15 protein-coding genes are annotated in these 18,410 nt (G+C 72.9%); 8 read left to right on the forward strand and 7 right to left on the reverse strand.

From position 1 onward, the window contains the following. Positions 1-45: 45 nt before the first annotated feature. The 5 genes from ABT023_RS09805 to ABT023_RS09825 all read right to left on the reverse strand — a co-directional run bounded on the left by ABT023_RS09805 (position 46) and on the right by ABT023_RS09825 (position 9,828). Positions 46-603, reverse strand: a complete 558-nt coding sequence (locus ABT023_RS09805; protein ID WP_350883592.1) for a hypothetical protein — start codon at positions 601-603, stop codon at positions 46-48. A 45-nt stretch (positions 604-648) separates the two neighbouring features. Beyond that, positions 649-2,148: a hypothetical protein gene (locus ABT023_RS09810; RefSeq protein WP_350883594.1), complete on the reverse strand. Its 1,500-nt coding sequence runs from the start codon at positions 2,146-2,148 to the stop codon at positions 649-651. A gap of 148 nt (positions 2,149-2,296) precedes the next feature. Continuing rightward, positions 2,297-6,097 carry a tetratricopeptide repeat protein gene (locus ABT023_RS09815; RefSeq protein WP_350883596.1) on the reverse strand — a complete coding sequence of 1,267 codons (3,801 nt, stop codon included), beginning with the start codon at positions 6,095-6,097 and terminating at the stop codon, positions 2,297-2,299. Between the two features lie 664 nt (positions 6,098-6,761). Further along, positions 6,762-9,011 carry an MMPL family transporter gene (locus ABT023_RS09820; protein ID WP_350883598.1) on the reverse strand — a complete coding sequence of 750 codons (2,250 nt, stop codon included), beginning with the start codon at positions 9,009-9,011 and terminating at the stop codon, positions 6,762-6,764. Between the two features lie 280 nt (positions 9,012-9,291). Then, positions 9,292-9,828, reverse strand: coding sequence for a hypothetical protein (locus ABT023_RS09825; protein ID WP_350883600.1), 537 nt, complete (start codon positions 9,826-9,828; stop codon positions 9,292-9,294). Between the two features lie 201 nt (positions 9,829-10,029). Here ABT023_RS09825 and ABT023_RS09830 point away from each other — a divergent pair, with 201 nt between their 5' ends. From ABT023_RS09830 to ABT023_RS09840, 3 genes are all read left to right on the forward strand, one after another. Next, positions 10,030-10,290 carry a DUF6289 family protein gene (locus ABT023_RS09830; RefSeq protein ID WP_350883602.1) on the forward strand — a complete coding sequence of 87 codons (261 nt, stop codon included), beginning with the start codon at positions 10,030-10,032 and terminating at the stop codon, positions 10,288-10,290. A 135-nt stretch (positions 10,291-10,425) separates the two neighbouring features. Then, positions 10,426-12,390: a protein kinase domain-containing protein gene (locus ABT023_RS09835; protein WP_350883604.1), complete on the forward strand. Its 1,965-nt coding sequence runs from the start codon at positions 10,426-10,428 to the stop codon at positions 12,388-12,390. A gap of 16 nt (positions 12,391-12,406) precedes the next feature. Then, a complete protein-coding gene (locus ABT023_RS09840; RefSeq protein ID WP_350883606.1) occupies positions 12,407-13,009 on the forward strand; it encodes an FHA domain-containing protein in 603 nt (200 codons plus the stop codon). Between the two features lie 67 nt (positions 13,010-13,076). On the opposite strand, the gene ABT023_RS09845 is transcribed toward ABT023_RS09840, so the two are convergent. Continuing rightward, positions 13,077-13,226 carry an SAM-dependent methyltransferase gene (locus ABT023_RS09845; protein ID WP_350883608.1) on the reverse strand — a complete coding sequence of 50 codons (150 nt, stop codon included), beginning with the start codon at positions 13,224-13,226 and terminating at the stop codon, positions 13,077-13,079. Positions 13,227-13,487: 261 nt separating this feature from the next. On the opposite strand from ABT023_RS09845, the gene ABT023_RS09850 reads away from it, so the two are divergent. Both ABT023_RS09850 and ABT023_RS09855 read left to right on the forward strand, forming a co-directional pair. Continuing rightward, complete coding sequence (locus ABT023_RS09850; RefSeq protein WP_350883610.1) at positions 13,488-13,967, forward strand: DUF8243 domain-containing protein; 480 nt, start codon at positions 13,488-13,490, stop codon at positions 13,965-13,967. Between the two features lie 126 nt (positions 13,968-14,093). Then, on the forward strand, positions 14,094-14,720 hold the full coding sequence (locus tag ABT023_RS09855) for a phosphatase PAP2 family protein (protein ID WP_350883612.1): 627 nt from the start codon (positions 14,094-14,096) through the stop codon (positions 14,718-14,720). 14 nt (positions 14,721-14,734) lie between these two features. Here the strand turns inward: ABT023_RS09855 and ABT023_RS09860 are convergent, their stop codons facing one another. After that, a complete protein-coding gene (locus ABT023_RS09860; RefSeq protein ID WP_350883614.1) occupies positions 14,735-15,589 on the reverse strand; it encodes a prepilin peptidase in 855 nt (284 codons plus the stop codon). A 599-nt stretch (positions 15,590-16,188) separates the two neighbouring features. Here ABT023_RS09860 and ABT023_RS09865 point away from each other — a divergent pair. The 3 genes from ABT023_RS09865 to ABT023_RS09875 are packed head-to-tail and all read left to right on the forward strand — an operon-like array spanning position 16,189 to position 18,409. Next, on the forward strand, positions 16,189-16,755 hold the full coding sequence (locus ABT023_RS09865) for a hypothetical protein (protein ID WP_350883616.1): 567 nt from the start codon (positions 16,189-16,191) through the stop codon (positions 16,753-16,755). After that, the gene (locus tag ABT023_RS09870; protein WP_502890628.1) at positions 16,749-17,756 is read left to right on the forward strand and encodes a hypothetical protein; all 1,008 of its coding nucleotides are present in this window, start codon (positions 16,749-16,751) and stop codon (positions 17,754-17,756) included. The genes ABT023_RS09865 and ABT023_RS09870 overlap by 7 nt, the downstream gene beginning before the upstream one ends. Then, on the forward strand, positions 17,753-18,409 hold the full coding sequence (locus ABT023_RS09875; protein WP_350883618.1) for an SAF domain-containing protein: 657 nt from the start codon (positions 17,753-17,755) through the stop codon (positions 18,407-18,409). Before ABT023_RS09870 ends, ABT023_RS09875 begins: the two co-directional genes overlap by 4 nt. The last annotated feature ends 1 nt before the right edge of the window (position 18,410 follow it).

Here is an 18,410-nt window from a genome sequence, read left to right on the forward strand (position 1 = left end):
TCAGCGCCTGATCAGGGCATCCGCCACGGCCCTGACCCGGTGTTGTCAGAGCTTGAACAGGTAGACGTCGATGGTGAGCGTCGAGGGCGGCGAGGCGAGGCTGAGGAACGGGCGGTAGACCGTACCCCGGAAAATGATCCGATCCCGGCCGAGCCCGGCGAGGGCGGCGTTGGCCCGGCCGGCGACCTGCAACGCCCTGTCGGTGTTGCCGCCCGAGGCGCCACCGAAGGTCAGCACCAGCCCCGCCCGGCGGTCCTTCAGGCCGGGGTGGGACCGGACCCGGTCCTGCAACGCCCGGGTCGCCCCGGGGTCGTTGGCCAGCAGGCCGCGCCAGTCGACCGAGGTCAGCCGGATGCTGACCGGTGCGAGTTCCAGCACCGGTTCGGGGGGCGGGGTCGCCGACGGCGACGGCGACGCGGACGCGGACGGCGAGGAGGTCGGCTCGGGCTCCGGCAGGAGCGGCGCCCCCATCGTCGTCGCCACGAGGTACGTCATCGCGAGCGCGAACATCAGATCGGCGAAGAGCCAACCGATGGTGCCGAAGACCTCGTTGCCCGAAGCCCGTCCGGCTGACCGGTGCCGTCTACGAGCCAGGAACCACATGCGCCATCCTCCCGCACCCGTTGGCCGAACTTCGGTCTCGCTCCGCTACCGGCCGAGGGGTCGCATCCAGCGTCCCCACCACCCGCCCCGGCCGCTGGCCGCCGCGAGGCCGGCCGCGACACCGGCCAGGTCCGTCGCGACCCGGTCCAGGTTGGTCGCGGTCGCGTGCAGCGCCCTGGTGGTCAGTTCGAGGGCGCTGCCGGTGGTGACCAGGTCCCGATCGACCTCGGCCAGCCTGTTGCTGGCGGCGACCACGTTGCCGGCCAGGGCCTCCAGGTCGGCACGGAGACGGCCGCTCATCGTCTCGGTGGCCTCGCGCATCGCGGTCGCCGCAGTCGTCATGCTCTGCGAGTTCTCGGTGAGCCGCGCCACGAAGGCACTCTGCGAGTTGTCGATCCGCCGCAGGTGCTCGTCGATGGAAGTGGCGGTGGCCGCGTACGTCCCGACGCTCCCGCCGAGCAGGTGGGCCGCTGCCGCCAACTCGGTCACCCCGCTAGCCAGCGTGGCGGCGCTGGTCTGGTACGTCTCGTGGTCGGCCCGGTACTCCCGCAGCGACTCCCGGAACCCTTCGAACAGCGGCGACATCTGCTGCTCGATGAGTTGCCGGTTGGCCGTGCCGGCCTGCTGGAGCACCTCCCTGGCCTGCTCGGCCGTGCCGGCGATCAGCTGGACGTTCTCGGTGCGTACTGCGACCATCGTGGCCAGGGTCTCCTCCGCCAGTCCGCCGACGAACTCCCTCCCCTTGGTGTGCAGTTCGGCGAGTTCCGTGCGGCCCTGGGCGTACAAGGCGGTCACCGCCTCCCGGCCCTCGGTGGCGAGTTGGATGTTCGTCTCGGCGAGGGCCCGGGTGTCCCGGACCGCCGCCTCGATGAGGCGCTGGGTCTCGCCGAGCACCCGCTGTGCGGCCGCAGCCCACTCCTCGGCGGTCATCGGCGACCGGACCGCGCTCATCTCGATGGCGAGGGCGAGCGCGCCGAGCGCGCCGTCGACCCGAGCGCGGAACCCGGCGATGACGCGGTTGGCCTCGGTCTCCCGCCGGTGCGCCAGCATGGTGAGGACCAGCACCAGCCCGAGCATGAGGAAGGCGAAGAGCGCCGTCTCGGCGAAGGTGAGGACGGGGGCACCGCCGAACCGCTGCTCCCAGAGCATGAGGAAGGGCTGCGTGGCCAACTCCGGCTCCGCCTGAAGTTGGCGGTGGTAGTGCCAGCTGGCCAGGCCGAGGAAGCACCAGGTCATCAGGAGCGGCACCAGGGCCGCCGCGTTGCGCCAGCCGTTCAGTGTGCGGGCCCGGGCGTGCTTGAGCTCCGAAAGTTCGTCGAGCGGGTGTTCGACGGCGATCATCCGCTCAAAGCCGGCGTAGTCGCGACGGGCGGCCGCCCGGTCCAGGGCCAGCAGGCGTTCCGCGTCCGACGTGGCACCGGCCTTAACCAGGTCGCCGTGCACCTCCCGAAGTTTCGCAGCCGCCTCGATGCCGTTCGGCTCCAACTCGGCCACGTTTTCGAACAGGTCGTGGTTCGTTTCGGCCTGGTTTGGTTCGGCGACCATGAACCGCTCCTCAGGAGTCAGCGCGGATGAGAGGGGAAATCAGCTGCCGGAGTGTTTCGACCCTAGTGATGCCGTGTACCGCACAGCAAAGTCGGTCCGTCCACTATGCACTGTACAAAGTGGTCTTACGTGGTTGTCGATCGGTCGCCTACCGGCCATCGAGTCGGGCGTTGATGTCCTCGAACGTAGGATGGTCCGGCGGAAAATTGTCCGTCGCGATCCGGAGCGCGCGCTTGAGCAGAGACACCTCCTCCCCGCGCTGCCCTCGCTGTTGGTAGCTGGCGGCGAGATTGACCAGCCGGAGCACCAGGTCGGGGTGGTGTTCCCCGCACACCTCCTCGGTGATGGCCAACGCGCGCTCCTCGATCGGAATGGCGCTGCCGGGCTGGCCGTGGTCGTAGTAGTAGTGTCCGAGGCTGCCGAGCCGCGCCGCGAGGTCAAGATTTCCGGACCCGTACGTCGCCTCCGTCAACGCAACCGCCCGACGTTGCACGGAGATCGCCCTGGCGTTCTGCCCGGCTGCGGCATGCGCCGAGGCGAGCCGGTCCAGCCGGGGCAGCACCTCGGGGTGGTTCTGCCCGAAGGCCCGCTCGGCGATCATCAACGCCCGGGTACGCAGCGCCACAGCCTTCTCCGGATCACCGGTCGCGGCGTACGACCCGGCGAGTCGGTCCAGCCGTTTGACGAGTGCGGGGTCGTCGGGGCCGTGGAGTTCCTCGACGATGCCGAGTGCCCGCTCGTCGAGGACGAGGGCCTGTTCGGTCTGCCCCACCGCTCGATGGCTCTCCGCCAGGTTCTCCACCCGCAGCAGCAGCTCGGCCTGGTCCGGCGAGCCCTCGGCGATCTCCAGCGCCCTTGTCTCCAGCGGGATGGCCTCCTCCGTCCGACCCAACTCGTAGTAGGCGAGGCCGAGCCGACCGAGTATCACGGCCACCTCGGGGTGGTGCGGGCCATGGACCCGCTCCACAATGGCCAGCGCCCGGCGGTGGACCGGGAGTACGTCCAGGTAGCGCTCCAGCCGGTCGTACGCCCCACCGAGGCTGCGGAGCGGGTCGAGGACCTCGACATGGTCGACGCCGTACTCCTCTCCGGCGACTTCGAGCTCGCGTTCCCGCAGCGGCACCTCCTCCGCCACCCGGTCCTGCTCGCGGTAGGTCGCGGCGAGGTTGTGCAGACGCAACAGCAGCTCCGACCGGGGCGCGCCGGGGTGGGCCTCGACGATGGCGAGCGCCCGCTCCTCCAGCGGCGCCGCCTCGGCGTACCGCTCGGCCTGGTAGTAGGCGGTGCCGAGCCGGCCGAGCCGTTCGGCCAGGCGCAGGTCTGCGGGGCCGTAGTTCGCCTCCGCGACCGCGAGCGCCCGCTCCAACGCCGCGACGGCCCGATGGTGCCGGCCCAGAGCCGGGAGGATGTCGACGATGATGTCGAGCCGTTCGATCAGCCCCTCGTGGTGCCGGCCGTGCGTAAGCTCGACGATCCCCAGGGCACGCTGGTAGAGCGCGTAGGCCTGGTCGAGCCGTTCCAGGTCCCGGTAGTTGTCGGCGAGGGCGTCCAGCCGGGGTACGAGGTCGGGGTGGTCCTCGGGCAGCAGGTTCCGCGTCACGGTCAGCGCCTGGCGGTTGGCCTCCGCCGCGTCGTCCAACCGGCCCAGGTTCTCGTAGACGTCGGCCAGGTTGCCGAGCGTGATCGCCACGTCGGCGTGGTCGTCACCGTACGTCTGCCGGGAGATCTCGACCGCCCGCTTCAGCAGCGGTGCCGCGTCCTCGAACCGCTCCAGCTCGTAGTAGCTGCTCGCGAGGCCGACCAGCCGGTTCGCCACGTCCCGGTGGTCGGGGCCGAAGTGGGTCTGGGTGATGGTCAGGGCCCGCTGGTCCAGCCCTCGGGCCTCCTCCGCCCGCCCGAGCATCCGGTAGGAGCTGGCCAGGGTACTCAGTCCGACGGCGACGTCCGGATGGTCGGGGCCGTGTCGGGACTCGACCATCCGCAGCACACGCTCGTCCAGCTCGGCCGCCTGTTCCGCCCGTCCCAGCTTTCGATAGGTGCCGGCCAGGTTGCTCAGCCGGATGGCGACGTCCGGATGGTCGTCGTCCAGGGCCGCGGTGACGATGTCCAGGGCGGCCTCTTCTAGCCGCAGTGCCTCGTCGTGCTCGCCGAGCGCACCCCGCATCTCGGCCACGGCGCCGAGGAACATCGCCAGGCCGGGGTGGTCCGACTCCAGCCGGCGTTCGGCGATGGCCCGGGCCCGCTGCACCAGCTCCAGCGCCTCGGTGATCCCGCCCAGCTCCCGGTAGCTGCCCGCCAGGTCGACCAGCCGGTACGCGACGGTGATGTGATCCGGCCCGAGTTCCTGCTCGCTGATCGTCAGGGCTCGGCGCTGCAACGGCACCGCTTCCCGGGTCTGGCCGAACTGCTGGTAGACCGAGGCGAGGTTGGCCAGGCAGTTCGCGACGAGCCGGCTGTCGGAGCCGTACGCCTCCTCGGTGACCCGCACCGCGCGCAGCAGCAGAGGTACGCCGTCGCCTGGCCGGCCGAGCGCGGAGTAGGTGATGGCGAGGTTGCTGAGCCGAGTGGCGATGGCGACATCGTCCGGGGCGAGGGTTCGCCTCGCCATGCGGAGCGCCTCCTCCTCCAGCTCGACCGCCTCGGCGTGCCGGCCCAGGTTCGAGTACGCTGCGCCGAGGTTTCCGAGCAGGGTCGCCAGCTCCGGCTCGTCCAGCTCCAGATCACGCCTGCCGATTTCGAGGGCGAGGCCGGCGAGCTTCGCGGTCTCCGCGTAGCGGCCCTGAACAGCGGCGAAGAGGCCGGCCTGGTTGAGTAGCTGACTCAGCACCTGGTCCTGGTTGCCGCCGCCGATGTTGTCGCCCAGCGCATGGACGTGGGGCAGCAGGCTCCACCACCGGGGCCAGCCGTCCATGTTCCCTTCCGGATCGCTCGGCATCGCCCCGGCGAGGAGGTCGACAGCCTGGCTGGCGGCCGGGGCGAGACCCGAAGCGGTCCGTTCCGTCGGCGTTCCGCGCAGCACCGCCTGCACCAGCCGGTGGATGCTCACCGACTCGTGGGTCAGGTTGATCATGCTGTACGAGGCGAGCAGGGCCAGCATCCGGTTCGCCTCGCCGACGCTCCCCCCGGCGAACGTGGCGACCAGGTCGCGTGGCAGGTCCGCCGGGCCGAGCCAGGCGAGCACGTCGAGCAGTTCGACGGCGCGCGGATCCTCGGCCAGCAGCACGTCGAGGGTGATCTGCCAGACCCGGCTGACCGCCCGCTCCTGCCGGGCCCCGGGCGCCATCTCCGCGATGAGCTCCGTGAGGCCGTCCTCCAGGCGGTCCGCGTACGAGGCCAGCGGCTCCGCCGTCGCCTTGACGTAAGCGGCGGCCTGTTGCAGGGCCAGCGGAAGGCAACCCAGCGCGGCGGCGATCCGCTGCGCGGCGGCGCGGTCACGCTGACCGGTCCGGCGGACCAACAGATCGATTGCCTCGGCGGGGTCGAGTATGTCGAGCCGGACGGGCTTGAGCCCGTGGTCGGCCCAGTCGAGGTGCCGCCGGGTGGTCACCAGGACGTGACCGCCGTCGGCACCGGCGAGGAACTGGGCGATGTCGGCGGGATCCTCGACGTTGTCGAGGATCAGCAACCAGCCCGGGTACCGCTGCAACCACGCCATCGCCCAGTCGGCCGCCGCCTCGGGCGGAGCGGCCAGCCCCGGTGCCAGCCGGCGGGCCACCTGGGCGAGGCCCTCGGTCAGGTTCGTCGGACTGTCGGCGGTGATCCAGAAAACCGAGGCGTACGCAGCCCGCTTCGCCGCCGCGTACTGCAGGGCCAGCTCCGTCTTGCCGACCCCGCCCAGCCCGGCGACGCTCTGCCCGACGACCCCGCTCCCGTCCGCCATGGTCAGCTCCAGTTCGGCGAGGGCGCGGTCCCGGCCGACGAACACCGGCGCCGGACGTCGGGGCGCCATCCACACCTTCCGCCAGCCGACCTCCTCGACCGGAGGCAGTTTCGAGTGATAGCGGTTGATGTTGATCGACGCCTTGTCGCCGGTCGCGATGACGTTGTTGCTGATGGCGCCGCCCGCGACCGACCGGTCGCCGGCCGCACTGACCCGCCTGGATCCCGGTTGGACGGGCCAGCCCCGCCGCTCATCGGGGCGGTTTCCACCATCGCGACTCAAACGACTACGTCCAATACCCATGATCTTTCAGAGTGGGGGCGGGTATCGATACTAACCGGATCCGCACAGGATTGATCGCCGACGAATCAAGGGGGCGAGCGGCCTCTCGAACTCCATCGCCCGCCCACCCGGCGTCCGTTTCCCCCCGAATGATCGATGAATTCGGGAACTCCCATGATCAGCGACCAACCGCGCCCGCTGACGGATTATCGACCGAACGTGGGCCGGCAGGCGATCAACATGTGCGTGCCCTGTGTCCGGCCGATCGCTCGGACCGCTCCCATCGACACCATTCTGTCCGACCGTGCAATTGGAGCACTCGACAGCGCCCCGGCCGTGGCACGAGCGGCCTCTCGTCCGCGAGGTGCGCCACCCTCAGCGACATCCGCCGACGCCGACGCCGTACGGGTCCCCCGGCCCCGTACGGCGTTCGCCCCCGTTGCGCCGACGTTCAGACCTCGACCGGTTGCCGTACCCGGTCGACGTCGTCGTGCGCCTCGCCATGGGAGAGGGCGGGCAGCCAGGCCAGCCAGCCCGGCAGGTACCAGTTCCGTTCCCGCAGCAGGACCATCACCGAGGGCAACAGCACGGCCCGGACGATGGTGGCGTCGATCAGAACCGCGACGGCCAGGCCGAAGCCGAGTTCCTTCATCGAGACCAGCGAGCCGGTGGTGAACAGCCCGAACACCGCGACCATGACCAGAGCGGCACTGGTGATGGTGCCTGCGGTGCCGCGGATGCCCCGGGACACCGCGAGCTTGTTCGGCCAGCCCCGGTCGTAGCCCTCGCGGATCCGGCTGAGCACGAAGACGTGGTAGTCCATCGAGAGCCCGAACAGGATCACGAAGAGGAACAGCGGCACCCAGTTGGTGACCGCACCGGCGGACTCGAAGTCGAGCACCCTCTCGCCCCAGCCGTGCTGGAAGACCAGCACCAGCAGCCCGTACGCGGCGGCGACGGAGAGCAGGTTGAGCACTATCGCGGTCAGGGCCACCACCAGTGACCGGAACGAGACGAGCAGCAGCAGGAACGCCAGGCCGAGCACGAATCCGAACACCAGTGGGGCGCTGCGCCCCATCGCGTCGTTGTAGTCGACCGAGGCGGCGGCCTGTCCGGTGAGCAGCGCCTCGGCCCCGTCGACGCCGTTGACCGTACGCGGGATGACGTCTTCGCGCAGGGCGCGTACGGCCTGCTCGGAGACGGTGTCGATGCCGGTGCCGGACAGTCCGGCGCTGACCACGGCGAGCGTCCGGTCGGGGTTGATCTCGACCGTCACCGGCTCGTGCAGCGCCCCGGTGGCCAGTGCCTCGGACCGGAACCGGCCGATGGCGGCGGTGAGCGCCGGGGTGGTGACGTCGTCGGCCCGGACCGCGAGTACGGCCGGGTCGCCGCCGCCGGGGAAGGCCGCCCCGACCTTGACGAACGTGTCCAGCGCCGGGGCGGAGGCCTGCAGCGTGGTGATGTCCTCCTCAGCGGTGCGCATGCCGAGCGCCGGCGCGGCGAGCGCCACCAGCGCGACGGTGGCCAGGATCGCGGACAGTCCCGGCCGGCGCAGCACCAGATCGAGGAACCTGGCCCAGCCCCGGCCGTCCGCCTTGCGCCGGTACAGCCCGGGCACCCGGCCGAGGTCGATCCGGTCGCCGATCTTGGACAGCACGGCCGGCAGCACGGTGAGTGAGCCGAGGGCGGCGATCGCGACCACCAGGATGGTGCCGGTGGCAAGGCTGGCGAAGACGGTGTCACGGGTGAGGAACATGCCCGAGGTGGCGATGATGACGGTCAGCGCGGAGATCAGCACGGCCCGGCCGGAGGTGGCCGCCGCGATCGCCAGGGCCCGTTCCGGGTCGGCGCCGCGGGCCCGTTCCTCCCGTTCCCGGCGCAGGTAGAACAGGCAGTAGTCGACGCCGACGGCGAGGCCCATCAGCAGCATCAGGTGCATCGTGGTGTTGACCGTGGGCACCAGCCGGCTGGCGGCGGCGAGCAGGCCGAGGGAGGCCAGGAACGCGGTCAGGGCCAGGCCCATCGGGAGTACGGCGGCCAGCAGCGCGCCGAACGCCACGATCAGGATGCCGAGCGTGACCGGGATGGAGAGCAGCGACAGCCGGTGCATGTCACCGGCGAGGATCTCGTTGAGCGACTGGTCCAGGCTGGCGTCCCCGGTCTGGGCCACCAGCAGGTCCGGAAACTCCCGTTGCACGACCGCGACGGCGTCGCGTACGGCGTCGACCCGGTCGACGGCGGTGTCCGCCGGCCCGGACAGGTCGAACGTGACCAGGGCCGAGTGCCGGTCGGCCGAGATCGCGTCGGCGCGCACGTTCTCCACCCGGCCGGTGCCCTCGACCGCGCTGACGGTGGCCGTGACGGCCTTGGTGAACGTGGGCGATTCGGCGAGTAGGTCGTCGCTGTGGATCAGCACCATCTCGCCGGCCCGGTCGGGGAAGCCCGCGGAGGCGATCAGTTCGCTGGCCCGGCCGGATTCGCCGTGGCCGTACGAGCCGTCGGCGGCCTGCACGGTGCCGAACACGGCGCTGAAAGCGGTCGCCACGACCACGAACAGCAGCCAGCCGACGATGGCGATGGTGCGGTGCCGGGCGCTCCAGCCCGCGATCCGCGCGGCAAGGTTGCCGGGCCGCTGGTGGCGCGGCCGGGCGTACGGGTCTTGCCGGGGTAACGGCGGCGGGAGAACGGTCGACGTGGTCATGCCTCAACGCTATGGACCCGCCGTTCGTGGATCGATCTAGCTCACACCCCGGTTTCCGGTAGGGCTGTCCGGGCTGGCGGGGTAGGGCAGACCCGACCGGGCCCACGCCACTCGCCGTCCGCCGTGAACTCCACATACGCCGCCTTCTGCCCGCAGCTGGGCACCCAACGACCGGCTGGCCGACGCCGGTCGACGGGAGCCAGCGCCGCCGCCTGCTTGGATGGGCGGGGCCGAGCTGAACCGGGACCCGCCCGGTGGCCTCGCGCGTCGGGCAGCCGTCTCAACTCTCGCCGGCGGGGTCGAAGAGGGAATCCGGTGGGCCGGCGGCGACCGGGGCGGCGCGGTGCTCCGGCGGTGGAAGCTGCCGCGCCGGCTGTCGGGAGTGCAGCCGCACGCCGGCCTCGCCGCGCCGCGCGGTCACCGGGACGGTGACCATTCGGACCGGTTCCGGCGGTTCGACGAAGCCACGGGCACCCCACCGCACCCAGATCGGCACCCGCCCGGCGTCGGCCTCGGCGAGGAGCTTCTCGACCGTACGGCGCCGGTCGGTGTGATCGACCTCGATCACCACGGGCGGCGCGGCGGGCCGGGCGCAGGCGATGTCGATGACGGATCGCTGCCCGGACATCGGCGGCGGAAGCGGCACCACGCTGGCCGCCCGCCGGTAGACCCGCCAGCCCTGCGCCGTGCCCCAGTCGGCGACCGCGTCGATGAGCAGTTCGGTGACCTGTTCGGTGGTGCGGTCCACGAAGGTCAGGGAGGCGAGTCGGCCGGACATCGACGCGGCCAGCCGCGCTCCGTCGTCTGGATCAGTCATGCCAGCCGGTTCACTCCTGCCCGTCCGTGGCCCGCGGCGGCAGGCCGATCATGCCGGTCCGACCCGCGGTGGCCCCATCCACCCAGTTTGCCGGGTCGCCGAGCCTCCCGGGAATTCGGGGCGGGATTGGAGCACCTGGGCTGGAGATCGATGGACGACTATCATCCGAGCATCCATCCAACTCGATCGGAAGGCGCTGAGTTGAAGAAGTTCGTGCGGAACGCCGTCCTGGCCACCCTGCTGACCGTCGCCGGCACCACGGCGGTCGTGGCCAGCCCGGCCATGGCCCTGCCGTACCCCAACGACAACGAGAGCATCACCTTCATCTACTACTCCGACGCCAGCAAGACCGTCGAGGTCGGGATGTACGTGTACGGCAACTGCCTGGAGGACTTCCAGTACGGCGTCCGTACCCGCTACTCCACCTGGCACCGGACGACCTGCCCGCCGAACCTGCCGTAACGGCCTGATGGGGCTCGGCGTCGACCGGGCCCCACCCGATTGGCCGCCTTCCGGTGCCCGGCACGGCCGGGTGACAGGTGAGCGGTCGGCAGCGGACGACATTCCTGGCACACCCCTCGGTCATAATGGGCCGCCATGGTCCACACAGAGCAGTCGGCGCCCCACCGCCCCGGGGAGGCCGACACAGTCCCGGGGCTCGACCTCGGCGTGGCCGGCTGCACGGACGCGGTCGAGATCGGTCGGGGCGGCTTCGGCGTGGTCTACCGCGCCTGGCAGCCCGACTTCTCCCGCTGGGTGGCGGTCAAGGTGCTCGCCGCCGACTGGCACGGCCCGTCCCGGGCCCGCTTCGAGCGTGAGCTCAGGGTGCTGGGGCGGCTCTCCGACCATCCGCACATCGTCACCCTGCACCAGGCCGGTCGGACGGCGGCCGGCAACCCGTACCTGCTGATGGCGTACGAGGAGGGTGGCTCGCTGGCCGACCGGCTGGCCGCCGCCCGGGCGGGCGGCGCACCCGGGGCGGAGTCGGCGGCGCAGCGATGGCCGGCGGCGGTGGCCGGCGGAATCACGGTGGCGGGGGCGCTGGAGACCGCACACCGGGCCGGCGTGCTGCACCGCGACGTGAAGCCGGAGAACATTCTGATCTCCCGGTACGGCGAGCCGAAGCTGGCCGACTTCGGGCTGGCCCGGCCCCGGGCGGCGGAGCCCGCCCCCGGGCGACGCCGGGTCACGACGAGCGTGCTGCACGCCGCGCCGGAGATCCTGCGCGGTGAGCCGGCCTCGGTCGCCTCGGACGTGTACGCGCTGGCATCGTCGGTGCTGCACTGGATCCGGGGCACGCCCGCCTTCGCCGAGGCACCGTCGGGCGCGGGGCCACCGGACGGGACGGAGCCGCTGGCGCGGCTGCTCCGGCGGGTCGCCGCCGATCCGGTGCCCGACCTACGGCCGGCCGGCGTACCCGAGGCGGTGTGCGTGGTGCTGGAGCGGGCGATGGCGAAGGACCCGGCGCTGCGCCATCCGACGGCGGTCGCGTTCGCCGAGGACCTCCAGCGGGCACAGCGCGCCGCCGGCCAGCCGGTCACCCCGCTCGTGCCCGGCGGCGGGGACGACGGGGCCGCCCACCAACGGCCGGACGACGCCCCGGCCGCCGACGGCGATCAGGTGCCGCCCCGGCCCCGGTTCTCGCTCAGCGCGCGCCGCCGGGCGGCCCTCGACCTGGACCTCACCGCCACCGTGCGGGGCCGGCAGTCGCCCGGGGTGCCCCGGCGCGCGCCGGGCCGTGCCGTCGGGTTGCTGGTCGCACTGGTGTCGGTGCTGGCCACCGGCTGGTCGGCGGCCCTGCCGGCCCCGGCTCCCATCGAGATGCCGGTGGAACTGACCTTCGGTGATCAGGAGGTCAACGTGGATTCCGCCGAGCAGACGCTGACCGTGCGCAACCCGGGCGACCGGGCGGTGCGGGTGACGGGGGTCGCGTCGACCGGGGCGGACGGCGGGGACCTCCGGGTCACCGCCGAGGGATGCACGGCCCGGCCGCTGGCACCCGGGCGGGCGTGCGAGGTACGGCTGCTCTTCGCCCCCCGCGCGCCGGGGCCACGCCGGCCGGTGCTGGCGCTGACCGTGGCCGGGTCGCCGGACCCGGTGACCGTCCGGGTGGTCGGGACCGGCCACCCGCGCCGGGCGAGCCGGGACGACGCGCCCCCGGGCCGCTGCTACGACGACGCCTACCAGGTGGGCACGTCGGCGTACGGGTACGCCGGCGGCCTGCGCGCGATCTCGGTGAAGCAGTACTGGTCGCCTGCCTGCCGGGCCGTGATGGCGTACGTCTGGGTGTGGAAGCAGTACCGGGACAACTCGGCGACTGACGGCGGCACCTGGGACGTCGACCTCACGGTCCGCCCCGGGACCGGGGCGGCCGGACCGTCGGGGTCGCCCGACGCGTCCGGGCCGATCGGGGTGCGGCAGCGGGCGACGGGGCAGCCGTTCGAGCTGTGGACCGAGCCGTTCCCGGTGGACGGCGGCTGCACCACGGCGACCGCCACCGTGACGAGCGTGCGGACCGGGGTGCCGACCAGCGCGACGACCGCGCCGTACTGCGGCGACTGACCGTTCGGAGGCGCGGGTGGCGGAGGGCTACTTCGAGGTGTACGGCGCGGGTGGCGTCCGGCTGGTGCCGTTGACCACCGACGCGCTGACCATCGGACGGGCGAAGACCAACGAGCTGCCCATCGACAGCAGGCTCGTCTCCCGCCTGCACGCCCTGGTCGAGCGCTACCCGTCCGGCTGGTCGATCCGGGACCTGGGCAGCACCAACGGCACCACGATCAACGGCAGCCCGGTGCGTCAGGCACAGATCCTGCGGGACGGGGACCGGGTGGAGGTCGGCCCGGCCCGGCTGCTCTTCCACGCCCCGTCGGAGCACCCCGGCACCCGGACCCTGCACGTCGAGCCGCCGCCCGCGCCGCCCGCCCTGACCCCGCGCGAGCAGGAGGTGATCACGGTGCTCTGCCGCCCGTACGTCTCCGGCGGCCAGCCGTTCCCCGAGCCGCCCTCGGTGCGCGCGATCGCGACCGCCCTGCACATCACGGAGAGCGCGGTGAAGAAGCACCTGACCCGGCTGTACGAGAAGTTCGACCTGACCTCCAACGAGGACCGGCGCCGGTCGCGGCTGGCCAGCGAGGCGGTGCGCCGCGGCTCGGCCGGCCAGCAGTCGGCCGCCCGCTGACCCGCCGCCCCGATCCGCCGCGCCCGGGAGTGCCAGCCGACGTGCCGTTCGTCCCGGCCGCACGGCTTCAGCGGCGGACGCCCACCCCGCCGAAACCGTGCGACACCCCGTCCCGCGGCTCGCCGTCGGGCCGCCAGTCGGCCAGCCAGGCCAGGCCCGGCCCGATCAGGTCGTACCCGTCGAAGAACCGCAGGATGTCGGCGCGGGTGCGGGGCACCAGCGGGGCGGTGCTCTACTGGTGGACGACCCGGCCCCGCTGCGCGGGCAGCGGCGGGGCGCCGTCGAGCGTCAGATGGGACAGCGGGAGCTGGCTGCCGGGGGCGGTGACGTCCGCACGCCCTGCTCGGGCGAAGTTGTGGCAGCCGCGACCGCCATCGACCCCGCGTGTCGTTGATCCGGTTGTGTCCGTCGCCGGTCTGCGGCGACGGTGGGCTGCGACGCCGGCAGGGTCGGCGCCGCCCGGTCGAGGAGGTACGCGATGACCCGTCAGCGAGAGACCGTCGAGGTCGACCCCGTGCTGTTCCGCGCCGTGTACGACTCACCGGCCTCACTGCCCGGCCGGCACCGCTGGGTGACGCCGGAGCACGACGTCCGCCGGATCGAGAAGCTGCTCGGGATGCCGGCGCGCAGCATCGGGGCACCCCTGTGGGTCAGCGGCGACGAGCCGGACTGCCCGAAGTGTGGTCGGCGGATGACCTGGCTCGACATCGTCTCGTCGGCGCTGCACGGCGTACACGACCCGTCGATGATCGCCCGGGTGATCCTCGGCGACCGCCGGTACGTCAACACGGAGGTGCCGGACGCGATCGCCGGCGTGTACTGCTCCGACTGCCGGACGCCCATCGAAGGGCTGCGCAGCTTCAAGTGCCACAACTGGGCGTACGCCTTCGAGGCGCTGGAGGAGGTCGTCGAGCGGATGTCGGGCGGCGTGCCCCGGCCGGCGCCCGACCAGTCGTGAGCTGCCCCGGGCCCCCACCGACCTTGGTCGTGGTGGCCACCTGACGTTCGTCCGGTGCGGGGACCCGGTTCAGTCGCCTACCGTGTGATCAGGTGAACGGAAGATGAACACTTGATAGGTTGAGGCATGATTGACGGTTTCTTGTCGGATGTTCCGCAGTTCAGCGTCGACTGGTACCGCGACATCGTCGACTTCGCGGACGACACGCCCGATTCGGTGCAGTGGTTCGCCGCGCACTTCACCGAGTGGTCGATCATCCTGCTCGGGCTCCTGTTCGTGGCGGCGGCCCTGCCGAGGCTGGGTGCCGGGCCGCGCAGCCTCGCGCTCGCCGTGGCCGCGCCGGTCGCGGTCGTCCTCGCGTACGGCGGCAGCGAGCTGCTCAAGACGGTGGTGGACGAGGAGCGCCCCTGCCGCACCCCGGCCGAGCTGGTGATCGTCGCCGGGCAGTGCCCACCCGTGGGCGACTGGTCCTTCCCGAGCAACCACTCGACGATCGCGGGCGCGCTGGCCGCCGTGATCCTGCTGCTCTCCCCCCGCCTCGCCTGGTACGCGGTCCCCCTGGCCGTGCTGGCCGCGTTCTCCCGCACCTTCGTCGGCGTGCACTACCCGCACGACGTGGCCGCCGGCCTGCTCCTCGGTGCGCTGGTGGCCACCGTCGGCACCCCGCTGCTGGCCCGGCCGGTCGCGGGGGTGCTGCGCCGCCGGGAACGCCGGGCCGAACGCCCGGTGGCCGACGCCAGCCGGGGCCGCTGACGAAAGGGCCTCGGTCATGGGGTGAGGAGCAGGGTGACGACCGTGCCGAGCACCAGGAACGGACCGAAGGGCAGGTGGCTGGACCAGCGGACCCGGCGGGCCAGCAGCAGCGCCAGGCTGGTCAGCGCGGAGAGCGTGAACGTCACCAGCACCCCGAGCACCAGGACCGGCCAGCCGTACCAGCCGAGCAGCGCACCCACCCCGAGCGCCAGCTTGGCGTCGCCGAGGCCGAAGCCGCGCCGCCCGAGCACCAGGGTGGTGGCGGCGAAGCAGAGCGCCAGGCCGGCCCCGGCCGCCGCCGCCCGCAGCCAGGCAGCGGGCCCCTCGGCGGCCAGCGCGGCCACCCCGAGCAGCGCCTGGACCCCGACGGCCGCCGGCCAGGTGAGCCGGTCGGGCAGCCGGTGCACGGCCGCGTCGACGAAGACCAGCGGCACCGCCCAGCCGAGCCACCAGGCCAGGGCCGCCCGCTCGCCCGGCGACCCTCCCACCGACACGAGCACCGCCAGCGCCGCGAGCACGGCGACCTCGACCGTGCCGGGCGGCGCGCCGACCCGGGACCGGCAGGCCGGACAGCGGGCCGCCGGCCCGAGCGCCGGCCAGGGCCGATCGAGCGCGAGCGGCATGCCGCAGGTCGGGCAGGCCGTCCGGTCCGGCTCCCCGGACGGTACGGCGTACCGGGCGACCGCGAGGCGGAGCACCGGGGCGACGGCCAGGACCGCCGCCAGTCGCGCCCACGGCCGCCCTCGCGACCCGGCGCGTGTCCCCGGCACGGCCGGCGGGACCGGCCCGACCGACGCGGACTCGACCGACGCGGACTCGACCGGCTCGACGGGTGCCGCGAGCGGCCGGGACGGGGGGTCAGCGGGCATGTCCGGCTCCCGGGCCGGCCGGACGGCCGGGTCGGGGAGGACACGGTGAGTCACTTTCGACTCGCCCTCGTGTAGCGAATGATGCCGAATCCGACCCGGCCACACCCCGCCATGGCCCAGCGGGGCCGCCCGGCCGGCGGGGCGGCCGGCCGGGCACGGTAGGCACCCCGACCTGCGGGCAATTCGGACCCACCCTCCCGGAGCGGGCCGGCTGACCGGCCGAAAGGACCACGCACCCCGCACCCGCAGCCGACGGCACGGCCGTCATGGTGCCATCCGAGGGCGGCCCCGACCCGCGATGTCCGGCCCCGTACGTGCCATCCCCCATTACCACCCAACCGTCACCGAGAGTGTTTGCATGAATTGCCTCTGTTGCATCGGCAGGCGTCAGCTTATGCTCGCCCCTTGAGTACGACGCAACCCCGCAAGCGGCGTCGGAGGCAACGCGAGGGCATCGATTCACGGCTTTTCTAAGATCAGCACAGGCGAATACCGCGGTGACGCAACAGGGTCCGGATGACATCATCCGGCCGCGTTGCCGCACGCCCGGGGGCGGTCGGCGTGCCGCCTGGCCGGGTCGCCAGCAAGGAGGGGCGGCGTTGCGAGCACAGCACCCCGGCCGATGGACGATCTTCCTGGTCGCGGTCCTGGCGGTCGGCCCGGTCGCCGCCTGCGGCACGGAAGCCGAGACCACGACGCAGCCCCTGTCAGCGGCGCCGAAGACGGCCCAGAGCCATTCGGCGGCCGAGGAACGGGCGGCCCGAGAATCGGCGCTCACCGCATATTCCGGATATCTCGCGGCGTCCCGGACGGCGAACCGACGCGGCGATCCGTTCCACCCGGAACTGACCAGGTTCCTGGCAGATCCATTGCTGACCCGGGTTCGACTGGCAATTCGCGACGCGAAGGAGCACGGTGCCATGCGTACCGGAACGCTCGTTTCCGATCCCACCGTCACCTCCGTGAGCCTGGACGGCGTCCCGGCCACGGTGGAGATCCAGGACTGTGTGGACGCCACCGGCTACCGGCTGGTCTACACGAAGACGAAGAAGGTGGTGCCCGGCTCGGGCGGCGGGCGGCACCTGGCCACCGCGACGGCCACCCGGTATGCGGACGGCCGCTGGCTGATCAGCTCCGGCGCCGCCCACGAGGACCAGCCGTGCTGACCCGGGGCGGACCGGCCGGCGCGGCGCCGGGCCGGCCCGGCACACCAGCGGTACGTCCACGGCCCGCCCACCGCCGGCTCCGCGACCCGCGGCCCGGACGGCTGCTCGCGGGGATCGGCCTGGCCCTCGTGCTCGCGGTCGCGGCGGCCCCGCCCACCGCCACCGTCGCGGCGGCGGCGGCCCGGGGTGGCGGGGTGGAGTGCCCCATCGGCCAGAACGACTGCAACATCTGGGACGACGACCCGGGCACCCCGGGCGGCGGGGGCGGGAACCCCGGCGGCGGGGGCGGCGACGACGGGCCGGCCGGCAAGTGCCAGTGGGGCGGCAAGGTCATCCCCTGCTACGACAGCATCCTCGGCTGGTTCAACAACGACGACGGCTGCTACTACAAGCTGAAGCAGCCGCAGCCGCCGGGCACCCCCGAGGGCAAGCAGTGGTACCAGCTCACCTGCAACGGTGGGGACCTCGGCAGCCTCCGCGAGGAACTGTTGGACGCCCCGCCGCCCGGCTTCGGCGCCCCGCCCGACCCGGAGGAACTGGCCCGCCGCGCGCTCGCCTCGATCTCGCTGCTCCCGCCCCGGGCGTCGGTCGCCCCGCGCAAGAGCAAGGGCCCCGGCCTGGTCGGCCTGCCCGTGTGGATGTGGGCCAGCCCGGGGGACGACTACTTCGGCCCGCTGACCGCCTCGGCCTCCGACCGAGGGCTGACGGTGACCATCACCGCCACCGTGAAGCGGATCGTCTGGGACATGGACAACGGCGAGCAGGTCACCTGCGACGGCCCCGGCACCCCGTACACGGCGGACGGCCCGCAGGCCGGCGGGCGCTCCCCCGACTGCGGCTACCACAGCGGCTACACCAGGGCCGACACGTACCAGGTCAGCGCCACCACCTTCTGGAACGTGCACTGGGTCGGCGGCGACCAGAGCGGCGACATCCCCCAGACCCGGACCAGCGGCACCGTCCAGATCGAGATCGACGAGCTTCAGGTGGTGACCCGGTGAGTCTGGCGACGCGCAACGACACGGGGCCGGTGGACGCCCCCATCGCCCCGCCCAAGGTGCTCCGGCAGCGCCGGGTCCGCCCCGGCCTGCTCGGCCTCGCGGTGCTGCTGATCGCCCTCGGTGGCCTCGGCGCGGCGTTCGCGGTCACCTCCGTCCGGGCCACCGGCAGCTACCTCGCGGTGGCCCGGCCGGTGGAGGTGGGCCGGACGCTCAGCGCCGACGACCTGGTCACCGTGCAGGTGGCCGGCGGGCAGGGGCTGCGGCCGGTGCCGGCGGGACAGCTCAACGAGGTGGTCGGCAAGCGGGCGGCCGTCGCACTGGCCCCGGGCACCCTGCTCACCCCCGCCCAGCTCACCGACGACCCGCTGCTCGGCCCCGGCCAGCAGCAGATCTCCCTCGACCTCTCCCCCGGCCAGGTGCCGGCGAAGCGGCTGCACCCCGGCGACCGGGTGCTGCTGGTCAGCACCCCGAACCGCAACGCCGACGGGCAGAGCGCCGGCAGCACCCGGTTCGAGGCCACCGTGATCGACACCGCGACGCCGAGCAGCAGCAGCGTCGTGGTCTACGTGGCGCTCACCGCCCGGGACGTGCCGGCCATCGTGGCGCTGGCCGCCCAGGACCGGATCGCGGTCGTGCTGACCGGGGCAGCCTGAC

Origin of the sequence: Micromonospora sp. NPDC002296 (assembly GCF_040296145.1) — a bacterium.
Classification (GTDB): domain Bacteria; phylum Actinomycetota; class Actinomycetes; order Mycobacteriales; family Micromonosporaceae; genus Micromonospora.